Below are 21,963 nucleotides of genomic sequence, written 5' to 3'. Positions count from 1 at the left end.
TTAAAATATTCCTTCATCGGAAAAGCTGAAATAACTGGTTTCAGTTACAATGAGATGATCCAATACTTTTATTTCTAAACTATCGCCTGCTAATTTTAATTTTCTAGTAATCTGTTTATCCGCATCACTTGGAATCAAAGTTCCCGAAGGATGATTGTGACACAATATCAAAGCGGTAGCTCCCATCTCGAGCGCTGATTTAAAAACAATTCGCACATCAACTAATGTTCCCGTGATTCCGCCCTTACTCAATTGGGATTTTGCAATCACTTTATTCGAATTATTTAAATAAATAATCCAAAACTCCTCATGCGGCAATTCCCCAATAATAGGCTGCATTATTTCAAAAATTATCTTACTGGAAGTAACTTTCTTTAATTCCACTGCATCTTCCGCCCTTCTTCGTCTTCCTAATTCTAAAGCAGCTATAATGGAAATGGCTTTGGCCTCACCTATTCCTTTAAATTGAATGAGCTGCGATAACGATAATTTCCCTAATGCATTCAAATTATTATCAACACTAGCCAAAATCCGCTTACTTAAATCCACGGCTGATTCGTTTCTGCTTCCTGATCCAATCAAAATGGCAATCAATTCGGCGTCACTCAAAACACTTTTGCCTTTCAGCATCAATTTTTCACGTGGTTTATCATCTTCGGACCAATTCGTTATAGGAAAAAAGGAATTTTCAGCCATTCATTTTGTTGTTTAAATTAGTTTCCGCATGCAAATACTATTTTCTAAACCTACATAAGGTTTGTAATTATCAACTATGGAATATCCTGTTTTTTGATATAAAGCAATAGCTTCTTTTTGTTTGTATAACGTTTCCAAAACAGAAAAAGAATATCCTAAATCATGTGCCCAACCTTCTAATTCAAGTAAAATAGTTTGTGCCAAACCCATTCCTCGAACTTCGGGTGAAACAAACATACGTTTTATTTCTATTGCATTTTCATCATATTTTTTGAAACAACCACAACCAACGGCTTTGTCTTCTAAATAAAGAATAACCACATTTGGATTTATTTCCAAAATATTATTCCCCCAATAATCAAATTTCAATTCCGGATAACGTTCCCATAAACTTTTATCCAAAGCGGCAATCAAATTGACAAAATCTGGATTTTCACTGGTAGTTTTAACAATTCTAACTTTGTCTTTCATACCATTTTTACTTTACCAATTCCTTTACGTCATCAAAGTTTAATCCACCGTAATTACCGGAACTCATCAGCAACAAAGCAGAATTTTCAAGATTCAAGTTGAACAAATAATCCTTAAAATCTTTTGGATTCGTATAAATAATCAAATCTTCACGATTAAAAGATTTAGCAATTTGCTCGTACGTAACTTCTTCCAGCTGTTTGATTTTTACCGCATCGGGCGAATAAAAAACAACTGCTTTATCAGCATATTCCAGTGCGCCTTCGTATTCTTTTAGGAATTCAGCATTCAAACTGCTGTACGTATGCAATTCTAAACAAGCCACTAAAGTTCGATTAGGATATTGTTCTTTCACCGCTTTCGTAGTAGCAGCCACTTTGCTTGGTGAATGGGCAAAATCTTTATACGCCACTTTTGTTTTGCTTTCGGCAATTTTTTCCAATCGTTTTGAAGCACCTTTAAAACTGGCAATAGCTTCATAAAAATCAGCTTCATCAACGCCCATATTTTGACAAATCCATTTGGCTCCAGCCAAATTATTAAGATTATGTCCTCCAAAAACTTCAATTGGCATGTCACCTTCTGGAGTTTCCAGAAGTGTCACACCATCGCTTACGGTATATTTTGGGGTATTATACGCTAATTTTCGAATTGGGTTTGTCGCAGCTTCGGAAACACGTTTTACCTCAGCATCATCTTCATTGTAAACGAGAATTCCACCATTTGTAATTTTGCCAATAAAAATTTCGAACTGTTCTACGTAATTTTCATACGTTGGAAAAACATTAATATGATCCCAAGCAATTCCTGAAATTAAGGCAATATTCGGTTGGTATAAATGAAATTTAGGTCTGCGATCAATTGGCGAAGACAAATATTCATCTCCTTCCAAAACAATAAAATCATTATCTTCTGTAAGATGCACCATCGTGTCAAAACCTTCCAGTTGTGCACCAACCATGTAATCTACAGCGATGTCGTGGTAATGCATTACATGCAAAATCATTGAAGTTATCGTCGTTTTCCCATGAGAACCACCTATAACAACACGCGTTTTATTTTTTGATTGTTCGTAAAGAAATTCTGGATAAGAGTATATTTTTAGTCCTAATTCTTGTGCTTTTAATAATTCAGGATTATCTGCTTTTGCATGCATACCAAGAATAACTGCTTCAATATCTGCCGTTATTTTCTGGGGAAACCAGCCTAATTCTGGAGGCAAAATCCCCTTTTTATCTAATCTAGATTTTGATGGTTCAAAAATCGCATCATCACTTCCCGTAACTTGATACCCTTTGTTGTGCAGTGCTAAAGCCAGATTGTGCATGGCGCTTCCGCCGATAGCTATAAAATGTGTACGCATTCTAATTTTGGTTTATGGATTTTGGATTCAGGATAAGTTATAATCGGTCCTGAATTTTTTTATTATAAGTTTCTAATACTGTTTTTGCTTTTTCAGGGTCTCTCATCTTAGTCTTATACAAGTTAGCTAACTTTTGATAACTTGTTTTAGAACCTCCTATACTTATCGCTTTTTTATATTGTTGTTCAGCTGTAGCATATCGTTTAAAATATTCCTCAATATGTCCTCTTGACAAATAACCGTCAACAGGAGACAATCGCAATAATTCATTGGAGTATTTTATAGCTTTAGACTCGCTTCCACCGACTATTCCGGGTAACTGAATGTATAATTCTATCAATGCCCAACGCGACTCAATGTGTTTTGGATTCAGACTGATGGCTTTTTCAAAGGAAGCCTTAACATCATCAATCATCCCAAGCGCTTTGAATTTATTTGATTCTTTGGCTTTCATTCCTAATGCTCCACCATATTTATAATGATAATCCGCTTCAGATGGTTTCAGCAATTTGAGTTTTTTATAATACCCAATCGCTTTATCCCATGATTTATAATAACCTGCAATATCTCCCAAATATTCAATTGTTTTTAAATCAGATGGACTGGACTTTAAAATAGATTCAAAGACCAACTCGGCTTGATCCATTTTATTGGCCTTATATAGTTTTTCTGCTTTATCAAAATCAGATTGACCCCACATCATAACTGGTAGAAATACAAATAAATAAAAAATATGTTTCATTCTTCAAAAATAGGGAAATTTTGAAGTATTAAACAGATTTTTTTATTCATAAAAAAAGTGAACAAACATAATAATACTGAGAGAAATAATAATAAACAAGAAACAGTATCATAACATAGAGTGATTAATTTGGCCAAAACAAATTATGAAAAGAAAGATAAAAATTCCTTTAGTTGTATTTAGCGATGTACACTTAGGAACATACGGTTGTCAAGCTAAAGAATTACTGCTATATTTTAGTCAATTTAACGAAAAATGCCGGTTTTAAATGGGGATACTATCAATATGTGGAGTTTTAGCAAAAGCTATTTTCCAGAATCACACATGAATGTATTGAGACAAATCATAAAAATGTCAAATCAAAAAATCCGTTTTATTTACATTACCGGAAATCATGGGAGCAACGAAGACAAAATCATCAATAATATTGTTATCAAAATCTTATCCTAGCTATTTTATAAATGCCCTCTTTCTAAATAAATCACATGAAAATATTTTATGCCATTCAGGCAACGGGTAATGGTCACATCAGCAGAGCGATACAATTATATCCTTATCTGCAAAAATTTGGCGAAGTTGATTTTTTTATGAGTGGTAACAATGCCAGTCTGGAGGTAAATTTGCCAATAAAATTCAAAAGCGAGGGTTGCAGCCTGCATTATAGTAAATGTGGCGGTTTGAATTACTGGGATATTGCCAAAAACATAAAACCGCAACAAATATATAAAGACGCGAATTCTTTACCGCTTAAAAACTATGACGTGGTCATCAATGATTTTGATTCGATTACTTCTTTGGCTTGCAAATTACAAAAGGTACATTCAATACAATTTGGACATCAGGCAAGTTTTATATCCCCTTTGACTCCCAGACCTGAAAAAAAGAGCATTATGGGAGAAATGATTCTGAAACATTATGCGCCCTCGCCACAATATATTGGATTGCATTTTGACAAATACGACTCCTTTATACTTCCTCCAATTATTAAAGATGAAATCATAAATGCCGTACCAAAAAACAAAGGCCATATTACCGTTTATCTACCTTCTTTTCAAAAGGATTGTTTAGAAAAAGCATTCAACAAACTTCCAAACTTCCATTTTCATTGGTTTTTGAATGATGTGCAAACCAAACATACGATAAAAAACGTTACTTATTTCCCCGTTAATCAAGAGTACTTCAATAAAAGTCTCATCAATTGTGAAGGAATTATTACCGGTGGAGGGTTTGAAACGCCTGCCGAGGCATTGTATTTAGAAAAAAAAATACTTTCGATTCCCATTCGGAAGCATTATGAACAAGAATGCAATGCAGCAGCGCTCAAAAAAATGGGCGTTCCTGTTCTTTATGATGTTGAAGATGATTTTTATTTAATAATAGGGAATTGGCTTGATTCCGCTATAAAATACCCGAAGGTACAAGCCAATAACATTCCTGAAACCTTGCAATTTTTATTTGACACTTATAACAGCAAGCAACACCTATAAAAACAAAAAAAGGCGCTCTTTTCAGAACACCTGTTTGTATAAAAAATTTAAAATGTTAATCATTCAACATTTTCCATAATTTATCTTTCAACTCTGTTAAACCTTGTTGGGCTACAGAAGAAATGAACATATAAGGAATGTCTTTGAAAGCTACGTCTAATTCTGTTTTTAATTCTGCTTTTAACTCATCATCAAGCATATCGCATTTAGAAATCACCAACAAACGCTCTTTATCCAGCATTTCAGGATTGTATTTTGTCAATTCGTTTACCAAAATATCGTATTCTGCTTTGATATCCGGAGTATCCACTGGAACTAAGAATAACAAAGTCGAATTACGCTCAATGTGACGCAAGAAATAATGTCCAAGACCTTTTCCTTCGGCAGCACCTTCAATAATTCCGGGAATATCAGCAATTACAAAAGATTGAAAATCTCTGTAGGCTACAATTCCAAGATTTGGTTTTAAAGTTGTAAACGGATAATCCGCAATTTTTGGTTTAGCAGAAGTTAATACTGACAACAATGTTGATTTTCCTGCATTAGGAAAACCTACCAAACCTACATCAGCTAGTACTTTTAATTCTAAAATTACATCCATTTCCACACCCGGTAATCCAGGCTGTGAATATCTTGGCGTTTGATTCGTAGAGCTTCTAAAATGCCAGTTACCTAAACCTCCTTTTCCACCGCGAGATAGAATTTGTTTTTCACCATCTTCGGTAATTTCAAATAATATTTCTCCTGTTTCTTTGTCTTTTACTACCGTTCCTAATGGAACTTCGATGAATTTATCATCTCCATCAGCACCTGTACTTCTGTCACCACTACCATCTCCACCATTACCAGCTTTGATATGTCTGGCGAATTTCAAGTGAAATAATGTCCAAAGACCTTTATTCCCCACTAAATATACATGTCCTCCACGACCACCATCACCACCGTCAGGTCCACCTTTTTCAATAAATTTTTCTCTGTGCAAGTGCGTAGATCCTTTTCCTCCTTTACCGGATGAAACATATATTTTAACGTAATCTACAAAATTCCCTTCTGTCATTTTTTTTAATTTCAGATTTCAGCTCTCAGATTGAACACATTCAAACTTCCAACCTACATCTATTTTTATAATTTAATCGCCTTCACCATCACTTTATCAATCTTCACGCCATCCATATCGATAACTTCTAGCTCAAATTTTTGCCAAACTAATTTCTCCCCTTGTTTTGGAATATGAGAGAGTTCAGTCATTATTAGTCCACTCACCGTAGTTACTTCATAATCATTGATTAATTCATCTAATTCAAAGTAGGTCAAGAAATCATGCAACGAATAATGCCCGTCAACCAGCCATGTTCCATCTTCTCTTTCTATCAACTGAAAATCATCTTTATAAAAATCAGAAGCATCGCCAACTAAGGCTTCCAGAATGTCATTCAGTGTAATAACTCCCTGAAAAACACCATATTCATCGGACACAAAAGCATAATGAATTCCTGACTTTTTAAAATTTTCTAAAGCGACATAGGCCGTAGTTTGTTCCATCATGAAAGGCGCTTCGGTCATGATAGCTGACAAATTGAAGTTTTCATTTTCAAAATGGGCAAAAATATTTTTTAGGTTTACAACTCCAACAATATCGTCATAATTTTCACCGTAAACCGGATAAATTGAATGTAATTCTTTGAGCATAAACTCTTTAACTTGTTCTTTATCAGAATGCAAAGGTAAAAAAACCACTGACTTCCTGTGTGTCATCAATGAATTTATTTTTCTATCTCCAATGTGAAAAACGCGCTCTACAATATCTTGTTCTATTTCCTGAACTTCACCACCTTCAGTTCCTTCTTTGATAATTGCCTTTATTTCCTCTTCGGTTACTTTACCGTCAGCGGTGGGTTTTATTTGTAAAATATCCAATAAAAAATCAGTAGAATGAGTTAACAACCAAATAAATGGTGCAGTCACAATTGAAACTATTTTCATCGGCAACGCAACGGCTTTTGCGATTGCTTCCGGATGGTTTAGTCCAATTCTTTTTGGTAATAATTCCCCTAAAACAAGAGAGAAAAAAGTCAAAGTAACAACAACTATACCTACAGCAACAGGATGCGCATAAGGTACCAAAGCTTCAAATCCTTTTATAAAAGTTTCAACATCTTTCGTTATTTTGTCTCCACTATAAATACCAGTAAGAATTCCTATCAAGGTAATCCCTATTTGCACGGTTGATAAAAACTTATTAGGTGAATTTGCCAAATCTAAAGCGATTTTGGCGCTTTTATTTCCTTTTTTCGCTGCAGTTTCTAGTCTATTCTTTCGTGCTGAAATCAATGCGATTTCCGACATAGAGAAAACCCCATTTAGCAGTATTAGAAAAAATATTATTACTATTTCCAATTTCTTAATTGATTCGTTTATATCTTAAAATATGATTTCTAATTTTTTGAAATCGGTTTTTTGTATGCGTAATAGTGTAGCCCAGATGGAAGTGAAAAGCCCGGAGGTAAAAAAACTATTTTTCTTGTCCTAAAAGAGCGATCAAAGGAAGCTCCTTTTATGACTTAGAAAAATGTTGTTTTTAGCGAGGACTTGTAACGTAAAGCTGGAATTGCTCCTATAAATTGTCAATAACGTTACTTACTCTTTCGGTAATTTCTGCAATAGAACCAATTCCATTTACGGCGAAAAATTTCCCTTGCTCCTCGTAATAATTCATCAAAGGCGCGGTTTTCTCATTGTATTCTTGGTAGCGATTTCTGATTTTTTCTTCATCTTGATCGTCAATTCTACCACTTGTTTTACCTCTTTCTAACAACCTTTGCACTAGAATCTCATCATCAGCTTCGAGCGCAATTGTTGCAGCAACATTTGAACCAATTGAGGTAAGAAATGCGTCTAAAGCTTCGGCTTGTGAAATTGTTCTTGGATATCCGTCAAACAAAATCCCGTTCGTATCCGGGTGTTTATTTACCTCATCAATCAGCATTTTTGTAGTCAATTCATCTGGAACTAAATCTCCAGCATCCATAAATACTCTTGCTTGTTTGCCTAGTTCTGTATCGTTTTTTAAATTAAAACGAAATACATCTCCAGTTGATATATGTGTTAATTTGTATTTTTCTTTCAAAAACTCGGCTTGAGTTCCTTTACCAGCTCCTGGTTTTCCAAATAAAACAATGTTAGTCATGTTGTTGTGTCGTTATTCTTTTAGTTTATATACTTCGGGTAAATTTCTTCCTAATCCATCGTAGTCTAAGCCAAAACCCACAATAAATTTATTGGGGATTCTAATCCCAATATAATCTATTTTGATGTCTTTTGTGTAAGCTTCTGGTTTAAAAAAAAGTGTTGCTATTTTAAAATGTTTTACATTTTGTTTTTTGAATAATTCTTTCAGTTCTACTAATGTATTTCCGGTATCAACTATATCCTCGATTATGATAACAGAACGTCCAGTCAAATCCTGATTTATACCTATTAATTGTTTCACTTCGTTACTAGAAGAAGTTCCTTCATATGATGCCATTTTGATGAAAGATACTTCACATGGTTTTTTGTATTGTTTCATAAAATCAGAAACTACCATAAAAGCTCCGTTTAATACTCCTACAAATACCGGTGTTTCATCAGCAAAATCAGCTTCTACTTGCGCAACCATTTTAGCAATGGCAAAATCAATTTCTTTAGCAGAAATAAACGGAACAAATTGTTTATCGTGAAGTTGTATCATTATTTTCGTGTTTAAAATAATGCGCAAAGATACAGAATTCGGATTTGACAATTGATAATTGGGCATTAATTTGTAATTTTAAGTAAAATTTTAAAAGAGATGTCTACTGAATTACAAAAAAACCTTGATTCCCTTAAAGCTTACAGAGAAACCCGACTAAAAATAGCACACCTTGTTTTAGAGAATCCGAATTTTCTTGACGAATTAATTACAATTTGTTTTGCTGTTTCTGATAAAAATTCGCACAAAGCCTGTTGGATTTTAGAATTTGTATCTTATGAAAAGTTAAAATGGTTGCAACCGTACATGGATTTTTATTGCGAAAACATTGGGAAACTAAAACATGAAAGTGCGATTCGACCAATGGCGAAAATTTGCCAGCTTTTGGTGACTTCTCATTTCAAAAACAAAGAAATACAACTTTCAGAAAATCATCTGCAAAAAATTACAGAAAACTGCTTTGACTGGTTAATAAGCGATATTAAAGTAGCCTCAAAATGCTATTCTATTCGAACCCTACACCTATTAGGAAAGCATTTTGATTGGATTTATCCAGAATTACAAGTTATTCTTATACAAAATTATGCAAATCATTCGACTGCCTATAAAGCGGTAGCGCGAGAAATTTTGAAGAAAATAAAATAGCATTTTCGGATTCAATCATTATAAAGTATCTTTGCGTAAACATACAACTACACCATGAATTATTTTTCTTCTGATTTCAAATTAGGAATTCTCGGTGGCGGACAACTGGGCAAAATGCTATTGTTTGACACCCGAAAATTCGACATACAAACATATGTTTTGGATCCAAGTGATGAAGCGCCTTGTAAAATTGCTTGTGACCTATTCTTCAAAGGGGATTTAATGGACTTTGAAACCGTTTATAACTTTGGTAAAAAAGTAGACGTTTTGACTTTCGAAATTGAGTTGGTTAATCTAGAAGCTTTGGTAAAACTCGAAGAAGAAGGATTAAAAGTATTTCCTTCACCAAAAACATTGAAACTGATTCAAAACAAAGGAATTCAGAAAGATTTTTACATACAACATGCCATCCCGACAGCAAATTATAAACGTTTTGACAATCTAAAAAGTCTAATTGTTGACATTCTGGATTCGAAAACAAAACTTCCGTTTGTATGGAAATGTACGGAATTTGGTTATGATGGAAACGGCGTAAAAGTGATTCGACACATTTCAGATTTGGATAATTTAGCCAATGTAGAATGCATTGCTGAAGAAATGGTTCCGTTCAAAAATGAATTGGCTGTTATCGTTTGCCGCAATCCTTCGGGCGAAATAAAAACGTATCCTGTGGTGGAAATGGAATTTCATCCCGAAGCCAACCAAGTGGAATACGTGATTTGTCCTGCTCGAATTGATGATAAAGTTGCCGAAAAAGCAAGAGCAATCGCATTGAATGTTTCCGAAAAATTCAATCATGTGGGATTATTAGCAGTTGAAATGTTTCAAACCGAAGATGATGAAATCCTCGTTAACGAAGTCGCTCCACGCCCGCACAATTCAGGTCATTATTCTATTGAAGCTAGTTATACGTCGCAATTTGAAAACCATTTGCGTGCAATTCTTGATTTGCCTTTGGGAAATACGGACAGTAAAGTAGCTGGAATTATGGTAAATCTAGTAGGTGCCGAAGGATTTTCTGGAAATGTACTCTATGAAAATATCGAAAAAATATTAGACTGGAATGGTGTTACGCCTCACATTTACGGAAAGAAACAAACACGCCCTTTCAGAAAAATGGGACATGTAACCATAGTAAACGAAGACATCGATGAAGCAAGAAGAATTGCTGAAGATGTTAAGAATACGATAAGAGTTATAAGTTAATTGAAAGATTGAAAAAATTAAAGATTGAAAAATTCAGAACATTAACTAAATTGAATTTCTCAAAAATCTTTAAATACTTAAATCTTTAAATCTTTAAATAAAAAACAATGAAAGTAGCCGTAATAATGGGAAGCATATCCGATATGCCAATCATGCAAGAAGCCATCGATATCCTAAAAGCATTCGAAATAGAAATTGAAGTCGATATCGTTTCAGCCCACAGAACTCCCGAAAAATTATTTGATTTCAGCAACAATGCACACACTCGCGGCATTTCGGTAGTAATTGCTGGTGCCGGCGGTGCTGCACATTTACCGGGAATGGTCGCTTCAATGTCTCCACTTCCAGTAATTGGCGTGCCCATAAAATCAAGTAATTCCATCGATGGCTGGGATAGCGTTTTATCTATTCTTCAAATGCCAGGTGGTGTTCCAGTTGCAACAGTTGCCCTTAACGGGGCAAAAAACGCAGGAATCCTTGCCGCTCAAATCATAGGAAGTCACGACAAAAATGTGATGGAGAAAATAATTAAGTACAAAACAGGATTGAAAGAAGCCGTCAACATCGCTTCTGAAAGTCTAAATAAATAAAAAAAAGCTCCATTACGGAGCTTTTTTTTTATTTATTTAGTTCTTGAAACAGTTATTCAGCATTAACTACAATTTCAAGAATTCCTTCAAATTCTGATGCAATGATATCGTCCTTGCTCATCCAATATTCAGAAGTCATAATCGTATAATTCACATTATCCGTAGTCTTAACATCCCATAAAATATCTTCGGCTTCTGGGAAAGGCACGTTTTCAGTCATTTGGCTGTCAAATAATCTTTTGATCAAATTACTACCAGATAATCCGTTGTTTAATAATTTCAAAATACTTTCTTTAGTCAATTCATTTTCATTTTCACCTTCTGCTGGCGCCAAACTACATTCGATAATCGTCGCTTTTGCATTTGGAAAAGTACCATTGTATGCTTTGAAAAGCAATTGATTAATATGAAACAAAGTCGAGTGTAATCCTATTTCCGGATATTCTTCACATACTTTGTCCAAAAACATATCATTTGAAATTTGCTGAATCTGACCGTCATTCAAATCTTCTGACAACTTATATTCTAATACTACAACAGCCGCGTCTCTGGGCTCAAAATCAGAAATTGCCATAAATAACAATTCTCTTAAACTCGCAGGATCCGCCTCCGCAGCATCGGGATAATCGAATTTTTCCAATAGCTTTATATAATCTTCACTTGTCCAATATTCTTCAACCTCATCAACAGTATTCGCTCTATTTATTGTAATTTGATAATTCATCTTTTATGTAATTTATTATATTTTTTCTGATTCGCCTTTTATAAAACCAATCATTTTTTTTACAATTTAAGGCTTTATTACTGCCAAACGAAATAAATAACATTTAAATAACACTTTAGAATCCACTATTTTGATCCAAATCAATTCCCTCGACAACCCCATTTTTTTTATTAAATCCGTACCTTTGATTTCTTTAAACATCGAATTATTTTTATTACAAAATACAAATGAGCATCTTAACACACCATTTCAATACGAAGTACAATACTGCGCCTTTTTCGAAAATTAAAAACGAAGATTTTCTTCCTGCTTTTCAAAAAGGAATCGAATTAGCAAAAGCCGAAATCGATGCTATTGTACGAAATCCTATAAAACCAACTTTCGAAAACACGATTGAAGCATTAGCGTTCAGCGGAGATGTTTTGGACAGAATTTCAAGTATCTTTTTCAACTTGAATTCAGCGGAAACTAATGATGAAATTCAGAAAATTGCTCAGGAAGTTTCACCTTTACTTTCTGAATTCGGAAACGATGTTCGTCTTAATCCGGATTTATTCGCTCGAGTAAAAACGGTGTATGATCAACGAGAAAAACTGAATCTCAATCCGGAGCAAACCACGCTTTTGGACAAAAAATACAAAAGCTTTTCCAGAAACGGAGCCAATTTGCCGGAAGACAAAAAAAATCAGTTGCGAGAAATCGACAAAGAATTATCAAAATTGAGTTTGCAGTTTGGCGAAAATGTTTTGGCCGAAACACAAGCTTATCAATTGCATATTACCAATGAATCCGATTTAGCCGGTTTACCCGAAGGAACTATCGAAGCCGCTCGCTCGTTGGCTAAAAGCCAAGAAAAGGAAGGTTGGATTTTTACTTTGGATTATCCAAGCTACGTACCGTTTGTGACGTATGCTGATAATCGCGAATTGCGCAAGAAAATGGCAATTGCTTTTGGTGCCAAAGGTTTTCAAAACAACGAATTTGACAATCAGGAAATCGTACTAAAAATTGCCAAATTACGTTTTGACAGAGCTCAAGTTCTAGGTTATGCTACTCATGCTCATTTTGTGCTTGAAGAACGCATGGCCGAAAGTCCGGAGAAAGTAAAAACATTTTCGAATGATTTATTAGAAAAAGCCAAACCGGCTGCTTTGAAAGAATTTGAACAACTGACTGCTTTTGCAAAAGAGCAACACGGAATCGAGCAACTCGAAAAATGGGATGGCGCGTATTATTCCGAAAAATTGAAGCAGCAATTATTCAACTTGGATGATGAAATATTAAAGCCTTATTTTCAATTAGAAAAAGTTCTGGACGGTGCTTTTGCAGTAGCGCAAAAATTATTTGAAATTACTTTCGAAGAAATTTTTGACGTGGATAAATACCACGAAGAAGTAAAAACATACGCAGTAAAAGATGAAGAAGACCAACTGGTTGCTGTTTTTTATGCTGACTTTTTTCCAAGAAAAGGCAAACGCAACGGTGCTTGGATGACCTCTTTTAAATCCCAATACATCAAAAAAGGAATCAACGAAAGACCACACATTTCTATTGTGTGTAATTTCACAAAACCTACTGAGACGAAACCATCGTTGTTAACTTTCAATGAAGTAACGACTTTGTTTCATGAATTTGGTCACGCTTTACATGGTATGTTAGCTAACACAACTTATCCAAGTTTATCCGGAACAAGTGTATATTGGGATTTTGTGGAACTACCAAGTCAGATTTTAGAAAATTGGTGCTACGAACCGGAAGCATTGGCTTTGTTCGCGTATCATTATGAAACCGGCGAAATGATTCCGATGGAATTAGTCCATAAAATCAAAGAAAGTGCGAGTTTCCAAGAAGGAATAGCAACGATGCGCCAATTGAGTTTTGGATTATTGGATATGGGATGGCACGCACAAGACCCGTCGAATATCAAAGACATCAAAGCTTTTGAAACTGAACAGTTCGCCGCGACACAATTGTATCCTGAAGTAAAAGAAAACGCGATGAGTACTTCTTTTTCACACATATTTCAAGGCGGTTATTCATCCGGTTATTACAGCTACAAATGGGCTGAAGTTCTAGATGCAGATGCTTTTGAATATTTTCAGGAATGCGGCATTTTCAATAAAGAAGTTGCAACCAAATTTAAGGAGAACGTCCTTTCGAAAGGTGGAACAGAACATCCGATGATTTTGTACAAACGTTTTAGAGGACAAGAACCAAAACCGGAAGCGCTATTAAGAAGAGCGGGATTGCTTTAGAAACATATTTTTTGGAAACCCGAAGTAACAGACTTCGGGTTTTTTAATACCATTTATATACCTAGAAAAAATTAAAACGAACAAAAAATGAGTTTTTTAAAAGCCGAATGGAACAATTTAGCCATGATTAATTATGAAGTCAATCCCGAAATCCTGCAAAAGTATGTTCCTGCAGGAACGGAAATAGATTTCTGGAACGGCAAATGTTATGTTAGTTTTATTGGATTCCTATTCGAAAATGTTCGTGTTTTGGGAATGAAAATACCGTTTCATTCTGATTTCGAAGAGGTAAATCTTCGGTTTTATGTGAGACGTTTTGAAAACGGTGTGTGGAAAAGAGGTGCGGTTTTTATCAGTGAAATTGTTCCAAAATATGCGATTTCATTTGTCGCCAATACCTTTTACAATGAGCATTACCAGACTTTGCCCATGAAACATATGCTGAAAGTAAATGAAAACTCCCGAGAATTTATATACCAATGGAAGGTAAATAATAATTGGAATACTATTAATGTTGAAACCGGTATAAACCCTATTGCAATTGAACCCGATTCTGAAGCTGAATTTATCACGGAGCATTATTTTGGCTATACCAAAATCAATGAAAACGAAACTTTTGAATACCAAGTTACCCATCCCAGATGGCAACAATATGAAGTAACCAACAACGAATCTATTATTGATTTCGAAGGAGTTTATGGAAAAGAATTTACTTTTATCAAGGACTTAAAACCAACCTCCGTATTTCTAGCAATAGGCTCTAAAATCACTATTGAAGACAAAAGAAAAATAAAACTGTAATGACCAGAATAAAAATTCGGACTAAAATAAACGCATCCATACAAACAGTTTTTGACATTTCCAGGGACATCGATGTACACCAAGAATCTGCCAGTCGTACAAACGAAATCGCTATTGACGGCGTTACATCTGGATTGATCAATTACAATGAAACGGTTACATGGCGTGGGAAACATTTTGGTTTTTATATGACCCACAAAAGTAGAATAACAGCGATGAACCTGTATGATTATTTTGTAGATGAAATGGAGGAAGGGAAATTCAAATCCTTTCGTCATGAACATATTTTTTACGAAAAAAACGGATTAACCGTTATGAAAGACAAAATATATTACGAAGTTCCGTACGGTTTTTTTGGAGAATTATTTGATTTCTTATTTTTGAAAAATCACATGATTAATTTCATTCTCGAAAGAAATAAAACACTGAAAGCTTTATCAGAAAATGAGAAGCAATAACCACCAAAAAATCGGTACACTCTCTGCCCAAAAAGAAGTGTAATATTTTGTACGTTTTTCATTAGCAAAAAGAATAAAAAACGAAATGACAATCACTAAAATCAAGTTGATAATCAATTGATTTTTGTCAAAATTACTTTTAAAAATTTCCAAAAAATAAAATGGAACTAAAAGTAGTAATCCTACTATTTTAGTGCGTTTCACTCCTATTTGTTGCGGCACAGTTTTTAAATGCGGATCGTCTTTCGCCAAATCAATAATCTCAAAAATAAGAATCAACACAAAAATTAAGATAAAGCGCTGTATGCATTTTAAATAGAAATCGGAAGTAATTGGTATTCCCGAATCTAAAATCGGCAAAACCAACGTAACTCCTACCCAACACAATGCTACGATATAAATTTTAACTCCTGCCCAGTTTCTTGCATTTTTCTTATTTGGAAAAAAGGAAAGCGTATACAATAATGTAATACTCAAGAAAACTACTGCAACTATTTGAGTTGTCCTTTGGAGTTGAAAAAAATAATATCCGACCAAAAAAAGAGCAAAAAAACTAAATAAAGCAATCGTTTTTAACTCCTTGCGCATTTGTAATCTTTGAACTCTGGCCAGCGCATCATATTTTACAAAATTATATCCTACAATTGTTCCAAAAAAAGCAAAGTTAGCAACTGGCTCATCAATAGAAATGTGGAACATATGTTGCGTCATTCTCACCAAGGCATAACAAGACAAACCCACGTGAATGCTACTATTAATATAAAAATCGAATATTAGTTTCAAAAACCTCATTAGACAAAATTAATCAAAGTGTTAACAAGAATGGCTTTTAGTTGAAAAATTCACAGAAAATCAAGTTAAAAAAGTCTTTTAATAGCAGATTAATATTTATTTTTACAATCTTTTAAAACAAGAAACACACAACCCATTTTATATATAATGAAAACAGACGCTTTTGCATTAAGACACATTGGCCCAAGAGAAAATGATCTAGAACATATGTTGAAGACAATTGGGGCAGCAACACTTGACCAATTGATCCATGAAACTATCCCAAGTGATATTCGTTTAAAATCTGATTTGGACTTAGAACCTGCAATGACTGAATATGAGTTTGCAAATCACATCCAGAAATTAGGGAATAAAAATAAAGTTTTTCAATCGTACATTGGTTTAGGATACAATGCAGCAATTATTCCTGCAGTAATCCAACGAAATGTATTTGAAAACCCAGGATGGTACACTGCTTACACACCGTATCAAGCCGAGATTGCTCAAGGACGTTTAGAAGCAATTTTGAATTTCCAAACCATGGTTATCGAATTAACAGGGATGGAAATCGCTAATGCCTCTTTATTAGATGAAGGAACTGCTGCAGCTGAAGCAATGGCGTTACTTTTTGATGTACGTTCTCGCGACCAAAAGAAAAATAACATCAATAAATTCTTCGTTTCAGAGGAAATATTACCACAAACTTTATCGGTTTTACAAACACGTTCTACACCAATTGGCGTTGAATTAGTAATAGGAAACCATGAAAAATTCGATTTTTCATCGGAATATTTTGGAGCAATCCTTCAATATCCTGGAAAATTTGGACAAGTTCATGATTATACCGATTTTATCGCTAAAGCAGCTGCAAACGAAATAAAAGTAGCCGTTGCTGCAGATATTTTAAGTTTAGCAAAACTGACTCCTCCGGGAGAAATGGGTGCTGCAGTAGTTCTTGGAACAACACAACGTTTCGGAATTCCGTTAGGTTATGGTGGCCCACACGCCGCTTTTTTTGCTACAAAAGAAGAATACAAAAGAAGTATGCCAGGAAGAATCATCGGTGTAACTGTTGATACTGATGGAAATCGTGCTTTGCGTATGGCATTACAAACACGCGAGCAACACATTAAACGTGATAAAGCAACTTCAAATATTTGCACTGCACAAGTTTTATTATCCGTTATGGCTGGAATGTATGCGGTTTATCATGGTCCAAAAGGATTGCAATATATCGCTGACAAAGTCCATGCATCTGCAGCAACATTGGCAAATGCATTAGAAAAATTAGGCTTACAACAAACCAATACCGCTTTTTTTGACACTATTGTTGTTAAAGCTGATACCCAAAAAGTAAAAGTGATTGCAGAACAAAACGAAATCAACTTTTACTACATCGATGAGAATACCGTTTCAATTTCATTAAACGAAACAACAAGTATTGCCGATTTAAATAAAATTGTAACCGTTTTCGCTTCCGCAAAAGGTACTCAAGCAACTACAATTGAAGGTTTATCAGAAACGAATCATTTCCCAGAAACGATAAACAGAACATCAACGTTCTTACAACATGATGTTTTCAACAAGCACCATTCAGAAACCGCTTTGATGCGTTACATCAAAATGCTGGAAAGAAAAGATTTAGCGTTGAATCACTCCATGATTTCATTGGGTTCTTGTACGATGAAACTAAATGCAGCTTCAGAAATGTTGCCTCTAAGTATGGCTCAGTGGAATAATATTCACCCGTTTGCTCCACTTGATCAAGCACAAGGATACCAAGAAATGTTAGCTAAACTAGAGCAACAATTAAATGTCATTACTGGTTTTGCCGGAACTACTTTACAACCTAATTCAGGTGCTCAAGGAGAATATGCCGGATTAATGGTTATTCGCGCGTACCACCAGTCTAGAGGAGATCACCATAGAAACATTGCTTTAATTCCATCATCAGCTCACGGAACAAATCCAGCTTCGGCAGCTATGGCAGGAATGAAAGTTGTGGTTACTAAAACATTGGAAAACGGAAATATCGACGTAGAAGATTTACGTGAAAAAGCAATTCTTCACAAAGACAATCTTTCTTGTTTGATGGTTACCTATCCATCGACTCATGGTGTTTTTGAAAGTGCCATAAAAGAAATCACACAATTAATCCACGATAATGGTGGACAAGTATATATGGATGGTGCAAATATGAATGCACAAGTTGGATTAACAAATCCTGCAACTATTGGTGCTGATGTTTGTCACTTGAACTTACACAAAACATTTGCTATCCCTCATGGAGGTGGTGGACCTGGTGTAGGACCAATATGTGTTGCTCCACAATTAGTTCCATTTTTACCTACAAATCCTGTAATCCCAACTGGTGGTTCAACCGCTATTACTGCAATTTCTGCTGCGCCTTGGGGTTCCGCTTTGGTTTGTTTGATATCGTATGGTTATATCTGTATGCTTGGCGCTGAAGGTTTGAAACAATCTACTCAATATGCAATTTTAAACGCAAACTATATTAAAGAGAAATTAAACGGTCACTATGATACATTATATTCTGGAGAAATGGGTCGTGCGGCACACGAAATGATTTTGGAATGTCGTCCATTTAAAGAAAGAGGAATTGAAGTAACTGATATAGCAAAACGTTTGATGGATTATGGCTTCCATGCTCCAACCGTTTCGTTCCCCGTTGCCGGAACTTTAATGATTGAACCTACTGAAAGTGAAAACTTAGAAGAGTTAGATCGTTTTTGTGATGCTATGATAGCAATCAGAAAAGAAATTGAAGCCGCTACTTTAGACAATCCAAATAATGTACTAAAAAATGCTCCACATACTTTGATGATGGTAACCACTGATAATTGGAATTTCCCATACACTCGTGAAGCAGCAGCATTTCCATTAGAATACATTGCCGAAAATAAATTCTGGCCTACCGTTCGTAGAGCAGATGAAGCGTATGGAGATAGAAATTTAGTTTGTTCTTGCGCGCCAATTGAAGCGTACATGGAAAGTTAATTTTTGAATATGTTTAAAAAAAATGTCTCGAGAAATCGGGACATTTTTTTTTGTTTTTAAAATTTCACAACCTTCAGAAAATAATTTAATCCAAATCCTCGAAATATCAATTTTATCAATTGCAAGAATTACGAAATAAATATCGCATCATTTTTTACAATTCGTAATAAAATAATCAATATTTTTGCCAATAAATTATTATTTCACAATTATATGCATGCATAGTAAATTTTGTGAGTGTACTAATTTATTTATCATTAAATTAGCGTGAATTTTTGGAAAAACAACCCGATGAAAATAAAAATAACTGGAATAGGAAGTTATATTCCTGAGAAAAAAGTAAGCAATACTGACTTTAGTGAACATGTTTTTTTGAATGAAGACGGAACAGCTTTTGGTTACCCTAATGAAGTAGTCATAAATAAATTTAAAGGAATTACTGGTATAGAACACAGACGCTATGCCGAAGACCAATACACCTCTTCTGATTTAGCTTTCTTTGCATCTCAAAAAGCAATAGAAAATGCTGGGATTGATAAGGAAACAATTGACTACATCATCTTTGCACATAATTTTGGTGATGTAAAATGCGGAACAAATCAATCCGATATGATTCCAAGTTTAGCCACACGTGTTAAAAATAAACTACAAATAAAGAATCCAAAATGCGTTGCTTACGATATTCTTTTTGGATGCCCGGGTTGGATTGAAGGTGTACTTCAAGCCAACGCATTTATAAAATCAGGCATGGCAAAACGATGTCTAGTAATTGGAGCTGAAACGCTCTCGAGAGTAGTTGATGCGCATGACAGGGATTCCATGATTTATTCGGATGGTGCTGGTGCTTCTATTATTGAAGCTTCTGATGACGAAACTGGAATGCTGGCTTACGAAAGTGCAACTTATGCTAATGACGAAGCTAATTACTTGTTTTTTGGAAAATCATACAACCCAGATTTAGACCCAGACATTCGTTACATAAAAATGTACGGGCGCAAAATCTATGAATTTGCATTAAATCAAGTTCCTGCAGCAATGAAAAGTTGCCTGGACAAAAGCGGTTTAGGTATTGATGATGTAAAAAAGATTCTTATCCATCAAGCCAATGAAAAAATGGATGAAGCCATAATTCAACGTTTTTACAAATTATACGACAGACCCGTCCCAAAAGACATCATGCCCATGAGTATCCATGAACTGGGAAATAGCAGCGTAGCCACCGTTCCAACTCTTTTTGATCTGTTAATTCGCGGACAAATAGAAAATCAATCCATACAAAAAGGTGATGTTCTTATCTTTGCATCCGTGGGAGCAGGAATGAACATCAACGCATTTGTTTACAGATATTAATCATTCGAGGAACACAACAATCAGGAGCTAATCCGGCTGTACACTACAATTCCTCACTTCAAAACTTGTTTTTCTAAGGTACAAGAAAGCTTCTTTCAGTCGCTTTTTGTACCTTGAAAAACTACATTTTAAAGCTCCGGGATTTTCATTCCCATCCGGGCTAAAAAACAATGCCCAAAAACACATTTATTACTATATTTGTGCCTTGGTGCCCTAGTGGCAAAATCAAAAAAACATGTACGAAAAAACGTTTCCCAATAAAAGATTCAAACATACTTTAGAATTTCTAAAAAAACACGTCTCAACTTCAGAAACCATATTAGATTTAGGAGTAGAAAATCCTTTTTCTAAAATCATGAAATCCGAAGGATTTACAGTAACAAATACAACAGGAGAAGACTTAGACAAAGACCAATCCGTATTTTCAACAGAAAAAAAAGATGTGGTAACCGCTTTCGAAATCTTTGAACATTTATTGAATCCTTACACGATTTTAAGCGAAATAAAATCGGATAAACTTTTCATATCTATCCCAATGCGTTTGTGGTTTTCACCAGCTTATAGAAGTAAAACCGATATGTGGGACAGACATTACCATGAATTTGAAGATTGGCAATTGGACTGGTTATTGGAAAAAACAGGTTGGAAAATAATCGACCGCGAAAAATGGACAAATCCAGTAAAGAAATTTGGCCTTCGCCCCTTATTAAGAAAGTTCACCAATAGATATTATATTGTTTACGCTGAAAAAATAAAATAATGAATTATTACATTGTTATTCCGGCTCATAACGAAGAAGCTTTCATCGCTTTAACTTTAGATTCTTTGATTTCTCAAACTGTTTTACCAAAAAAAGTAGTGATTGTCAATGATAACTCTACGGATAAAACAGCTGAAATAGTAACCGCTTACTCCAAAGAAAATCCGTTTATCTCTTTGGTAAACAAAACTTCAAGTGCCATACATTTACCGGGAAGTAAAGTTATACAGGCTTTTCATAAAGGATTCGAAACATTGGACGATGAGTATGACGTTATCGTAAAACTGGATGCCGACTTAATTCTACCTAACAATTATTTTGAAACTATTTTAAACATTTTCGAAAAAGATGCAACGATAGGAATGGCTGGCGGATTTGCCTATATTGAAAAAAATGGCGAATGGATTCTGGAAAATCTAACAGATAAAGACCACATTCGTGGCGCATTCAAAGCGTATAGAAAAGCATGCTTCCAACAAATAGGGAATTTAAAACCAGCTATGGGTTGGGACACTGTTGATGAATTGTTATCAAAATTTTACGGATGGAAAGTAGTTACCGATGCTTCATTAATAGTAAAACATTTAAAACCAACTGGAGCTAATTACAACAAAACTGCCCGTTATAAACAAGGAGAAGCGTTTTATACTTTAGGTTACGGGTTTTTAATCACTTCCATAGCTTCGGCAAAACTGGCGATGATGAAAAAGAAACCGTTACTCTTTTTAGATTACATCAAAGGTTTTTGGAAAGCTAAAGCAGCTAAAACACCTTTATTGGTAACCGCGGAACAAGCTAAATTTATTCGCAAGTATCGTTTGAAGAAAATGAAAGAAAAAATTTTCTAACGAAAACTACGAACCCAAAACTAATAACTCATAACTATTTTTGTAATT

The 21,963-nt window shown here is 34.7% G+C and carries 22 protein-coding genes; 12 read left to right on the top strand and 10 right to left on the bottom strand.

What is annotated here, in order from left to right; genetic code table 11:
* The 4 genes from radC to ACXX80_RS08010 are packed head-to-tail and all read right to left on the bottom strand — an operon-like array spanning position 1 to position 3,272.
* Positions 1-696, bottom strand: coding sequence for a RadC family protein (gene radC / locus ACXX80_RS08025; protein ID WP_458552749.1), 696 nt, complete (start codon positions 694-696; stop codon positions 1-3).
* Between the two features lie 12 nt (positions 697-708).
* Positions 709-1,167 carry a GNAT family N-acetyltransferase gene (locus ACXX80_RS08020; RefSeq protein WP_458552748.1) on the bottom strand — a complete coding sequence of 153 codons (459 nt, stop codon included), beginning with the start codon at positions 1,165-1,167 and terminating at the stop codon, positions 709-711.
* A gap of 7 nt (positions 1,168-1,174) precedes the next feature.
* A complete protein-coding gene (locus ACXX80_RS08015) occupies positions 1,175-2,530 on the bottom strand; it encodes a UDP-N-acetylmuramate--L-alanine ligase (RefSeq protein ID WP_458552747.1) in 1,356 nt (451 codons plus the stop codon).
* Between the two features lie 37 nt (positions 2,531-2,567).
* Entirely contained in the window at positions 2,568-3,272 is a 705-nt protein-coding gene (locus tag ACXX80_RS08010; RefSeq protein WP_458552746.1) for a tetratricopeptide repeat protein, read from the bottom strand.
* Positions 3,273-3,527: 255 nt separating this feature from the next.
* Between ACXX80_RS08010 and ACXX80_RS08005 the strand changes: the two genes are divergently transcribed.
* Positions 3,528-3,722, top strand: a complete 195-nt coding sequence (locus ACXX80_RS08005; protein ID WP_458552745.1) for a hypothetical protein — start codon at positions 3,528-3,530, stop codon at positions 3,720-3,722.
* A gap of 35 nt (positions 3,723-3,757) precedes the next feature.
* The gene (locus ACXX80_RS08000; protein ID WP_458552744.1) at positions 3,758-4,759 is read left to right on the top strand and encodes a glycosyltransferase family protein; all 1,002 of its coding nucleotides are present in this window, start codon (positions 3,758-3,760) and stop codon (positions 4,757-4,759) included.
* Positions 4,760-4,814: 55 nt separating this feature from the next.
* Here ACXX80_RS08000 and obgE read toward each other — a convergent pair whose 3' ends face one another.
* The 4 genes from obgE to hpt form a co-directional block, all read right to left on the bottom strand.
* Positions 4,815-5,816: a GTPase ObgE gene (gene obgE, locus ACXX80_RS07995; protein WP_309756124.1), complete on the bottom strand. Its 1,002-nt coding sequence runs from the start codon at positions 5,814-5,816 to the stop codon at positions 4,815-4,817.
* Positions 5,817-5,881: 65 nt separating this feature from the next.
* Positions 5,882-7,156 carry a hemolysin family protein gene (locus ACXX80_RS07990; RefSeq protein ID WP_458552743.1) on the bottom strand — a complete coding sequence of 425 codons (1,275 nt, stop codon included), beginning with the start codon at positions 7,154-7,156 and terminating at the stop codon, positions 5,882-5,884.
* Positions 7,157-7,373: 217 nt separating this feature from the next.
* Complete coding sequence (locus ACXX80_RS07985; protein WP_417952029.1) at positions 7,374-7,946, bottom strand: adenylate kinase; 573 nt, start codon at positions 7,944-7,946, stop codon at positions 7,374-7,376.
* A gap of 12 nt (positions 7,947-7,958) precedes the next feature.
* On the bottom strand, positions 7,959-8,489 hold the full coding sequence (gene hpt, locus ACXX80_RS07980) for a hypoxanthine phosphoribosyltransferase (RefSeq protein WP_458552742.1): 531 nt from the start codon (positions 8,487-8,489) through the stop codon (positions 7,959-7,961).
* A gap of 99 nt (positions 8,490-8,588) precedes the next feature.
* Between hpt and ACXX80_RS07975 the strand changes: the two genes are divergently transcribed.
* The 3 genes from ACXX80_RS07975 (at position 8,589) to purE (ending at position 10,930) form a co-directional block, all read left to right on the top strand.
* Complete coding sequence (locus ACXX80_RS07975; RefSeq protein WP_458552741.1) at positions 8,589-9,134, top strand: HEAT-like fold family protein; 546 nt, start codon at positions 8,589-8,591, stop codon at positions 9,132-9,134.
* Positions 9,135-9,188: 54 nt separating this feature from the next.
* A complete protein-coding gene (locus ACXX80_RS07970; protein ID WP_458552740.1) occupies positions 9,189-10,340 on the top strand; it encodes a 5-(carboxyamino)imidazole ribonucleotide synthase in 1,152 nt (383 codons plus the stop codon).
* Between the two features lie 107 nt (positions 10,341-10,447).
* Positions 10,448-10,930 carry a 5-(carboxyamino)imidazole ribonucleotide mutase gene (gene purE, locus ACXX80_RS07965; RefSeq protein ID WP_315211270.1) on the top strand — a complete coding sequence of 161 codons (483 nt, stop codon included), beginning with the start codon at positions 10,448-10,450 and terminating at the stop codon, positions 10,928-10,930.
* A 52-nt stretch (positions 10,931-10,982) separates the two neighbouring features.
* Here purE and ACXX80_RS07960 read toward each other — a convergent pair whose 3' ends face one another.
* Positions 10,983-11,654, bottom strand: coding sequence for a hypothetical protein (locus tag ACXX80_RS07960; RefSeq protein WP_458552739.1), 672 nt, complete (start codon positions 11,652-11,654; stop codon positions 10,983-10,985).
* Between the two features lie 227 nt (positions 11,655-11,881).
* Between ACXX80_RS07960 and ACXX80_RS07955 the strand changes: the two genes are divergently transcribed.
* The 3 genes from ACXX80_RS07955 (at position 11,882) to ACXX80_RS07945 (ending at position 15,168) form a co-directional block, all read left to right on the top strand.
* Entirely contained in the window at positions 11,882-13,909 is a 2,028-nt protein-coding gene (locus ACXX80_RS07955; protein ID WP_458552738.1) for a M3 family metallopeptidase, read from the top strand.
* Positions 13,910-13,996: 87 nt separating this feature from the next.
* A complete protein-coding gene (locus tag ACXX80_RS07950; RefSeq protein WP_458552737.1) occupies positions 13,997-14,710 on the top strand; it encodes a YqjF family protein in 714 nt (237 codons plus the stop codon).
* The gene (locus tag ACXX80_RS07945) at positions 14,710-15,168 is read left to right on the top strand and encodes an SRPBCC family protein (RefSeq protein ID WP_458552736.1); all 459 of its coding nucleotides are present in this window, start codon (positions 14,710-14,712) and stop codon (positions 15,166-15,168) included. Before ACXX80_RS07950 ends, ACXX80_RS07945 begins: the two co-directional genes overlap by 1 nt.
* Here ACXX80_RS07945 and ACXX80_RS07940 read toward each other — a convergent pair.
* Positions 15,148-15,960 carry a UbiA prenyltransferase family protein gene (locus ACXX80_RS07940; protein WP_458552735.1) on the bottom strand — a complete coding sequence of 271 codons (813 nt, stop codon included), beginning with the start codon at positions 15,958-15,960 and terminating at the stop codon, positions 15,148-15,150. The two genes, ACXX80_RS07945 and ACXX80_RS07940, sit on opposite strands and share 21 nt — an antisense overlap.
* A gap of 147 nt (positions 15,961-16,107) precedes the next feature.
* Between ACXX80_RS07940 and gcvP the strand changes: the two genes are divergently transcribed.
* The 4 genes from gcvP to ACXX80_RS07920 all read left to right on the top strand — a co-directional run bounded on the left by gcvP (position 16,108) and on the right by ACXX80_RS07920 (position 21,915).
* The gene (gene gcvP / locus ACXX80_RS07935; RefSeq protein WP_458552734.1) at positions 16,108-18,957 is read left to right on the top strand and encodes an aminomethyl-transferring glycine dehydrogenase; all 2,850 of its coding nucleotides are present in this window, start codon (positions 16,108-16,110) and stop codon (positions 18,955-18,957) included.
* Between the two features lie 291 nt (positions 18,958-19,248).
* Positions 19,249-20,307 (top strand): 3-oxoacyl-ACP synthase III family protein, encoded by a 1,059-nt coding sequence (locus ACXX80_RS07930; protein ID WP_458552733.1) that lies wholly within the window; start codon positions 19,249-19,251, stop codon positions 20,305-20,307.
* 235 nt (positions 20,308-20,542) lie between these two features.
* Positions 20,543-21,067, top strand: a complete 525-nt coding sequence (locus ACXX80_RS07925) for a class I SAM-dependent methyltransferase (protein ID WP_417981350.1) — start codon at positions 20,543-20,545, stop codon at positions 21,065-21,067.
* Complete coding sequence (locus ACXX80_RS07920) at positions 21,067-21,915, top strand: glycosyltransferase family 2 protein (protein ID WP_458552732.1); 849 nt, start codon at positions 21,067-21,069, stop codon at positions 21,913-21,915. Before ACXX80_RS07925 ends, ACXX80_RS07920 begins: the two co-directional genes overlap by 1 nt.
* The last annotated feature ends 48 nt before the right edge of the window (positions 21,916-21,963 follow it).

The sequence above is a fragment of the Flavobacterium sp. GNP002 genome (assembly GCF_054343795.1).
Note: the sequence above shows the minus strand (reverse complement) of the source record. Positions and strands in the feature narration are given on the sequence as shown.

Bases quoted from the DNA above. Each gene is read 5' to 3' on its own strand.
- radC (WP_458552749.1), bottom strand. From the start codon at position 696: ATGGCTGAAAATTCCTTTTTTCCTATAACGAATTGGTCCGAAGATGAT.
- ACXX80_RS08020 (WP_458552748.1), bottom strand. From the start codon at position 1,167: ATGAAAGACAAAGTTAGAATTGTTAAAACTACCAGTGAAAATCCAGAT.
- ACXX80_RS08015 (WP_458552747.1), bottom strand. From the start codon at position 2,530: ATGCGTACACATTTTATAGCTATCGGCGGAAGCGCCATGCACAATCTG.
- ACXX80_RS08010 (WP_458552746.1), bottom strand. From the start codon at position 3,272: ATGAAACATATTTTTTATTTATTTGTATTTCTACCAGTTATGATGTGG.
- ACXX80_RS08005 (WP_458552745.1), top strand. From the start codon at position 3,528: ATGCCGGTTTTAAATGGGGATACTATCAATATGTGGAGTTTTAGCAAA.
- ACXX80_RS08000 (WP_458552744.1), top strand. From the start codon at position 3,758: ATGAAAATATTTTATGCCATTCAGGCAACGGGTAATGGTCACATCAGC.
- obgE (WP_309756124.1), bottom strand. From the start codon at position 5,816: ATGACAGAAGGGAATTTTGTAGATTACGTTAAAATATATGTTTCATCC.
- ACXX80_RS07985 (WP_417952029.1), bottom strand. From the start codon at position 7,946: ATGACTAACATTGTTTTATTTGGAAAACCAGGAGCTGGTAAAGGAACT.
- hpt (WP_458552742.1), bottom strand. From the start codon at position 8,489: ATGATACAACTTCACGATAAACAATTTGTTCCGTTTATTTCTGCTAAA.
- ACXX80_RS07975 (WP_458552741.1), top strand. From the start codon at position 8,589: ATGTCTACTGAATTACAAAAAAACCTTGATTCCCTTAAAGCTTACAGA.
- ACXX80_RS07970 (WP_458552740.1), top strand. From the start codon at position 9,189: ATGAATTATTTTTCTTCTGATTTCAAATTAGGAATTCTCGGTGGCGGA.
- purE (WP_315211270.1), top strand. From the start codon at position 10,448: ATGAAAGTAGCCGTAATAATGGGAAGCATATCCGATATGCCAATCATG.
- ACXX80_RS07960 (WP_458552739.1), bottom strand. From the start codon at position 11,654: ATGAATTATCAAATTACAATAAATAGAGCGAATACTGTTGATGAGGTT.
- ACXX80_RS07955 (WP_458552738.1), top strand. From the start codon at position 11,882: ATGAGCATCTTAACACACCATTTCAATACGAAGTACAATACTGCGCCT.
- ACXX80_RS07950 (WP_458552737.1), top strand. From the start codon at position 13,997: ATGAGTTTTTTAAAAGCCGAATGGAACAATTTAGCCATGATTAATTAT.
- ACXX80_RS07945 (WP_458552736.1), top strand. From the start codon at position 14,710: ATGACCAGAATAAAAATTCGGACTAAAATAAACGCATCCATACAAACA.
- ACXX80_RS07940 (WP_458552735.1), bottom strand. From the start codon at position 15,960: ATGAGGTTTTTGAAACTAATATTCGATTTTTATATTAATAGTAGCATT.
- gcvP (WP_458552734.1), top strand. From the start codon at position 16,108: ATGAAAACAGACGCTTTTGCATTAAGACACATTGGCCCAAGAGAAAAT.
- ACXX80_RS07930 (WP_458552733.1), top strand. From the start codon at position 19,249: ATGAAAATAAAAATAACTGGAATAGGAAGTTATATTCCTGAGAAAAAA.
- ACXX80_RS07925 (WP_417981350.1), top strand. From the start codon at position 20,543: ATGTACGAAAAAACGTTTCCCAATAAAAGATTCAAACATACTTTAGAA.
- ACXX80_RS07920 (WP_458552732.1), top strand. From the start codon at position 21,067: ATGAATTATTACATTGTTATTCCGGCTCATAACGAAGAAGCTTTCATC.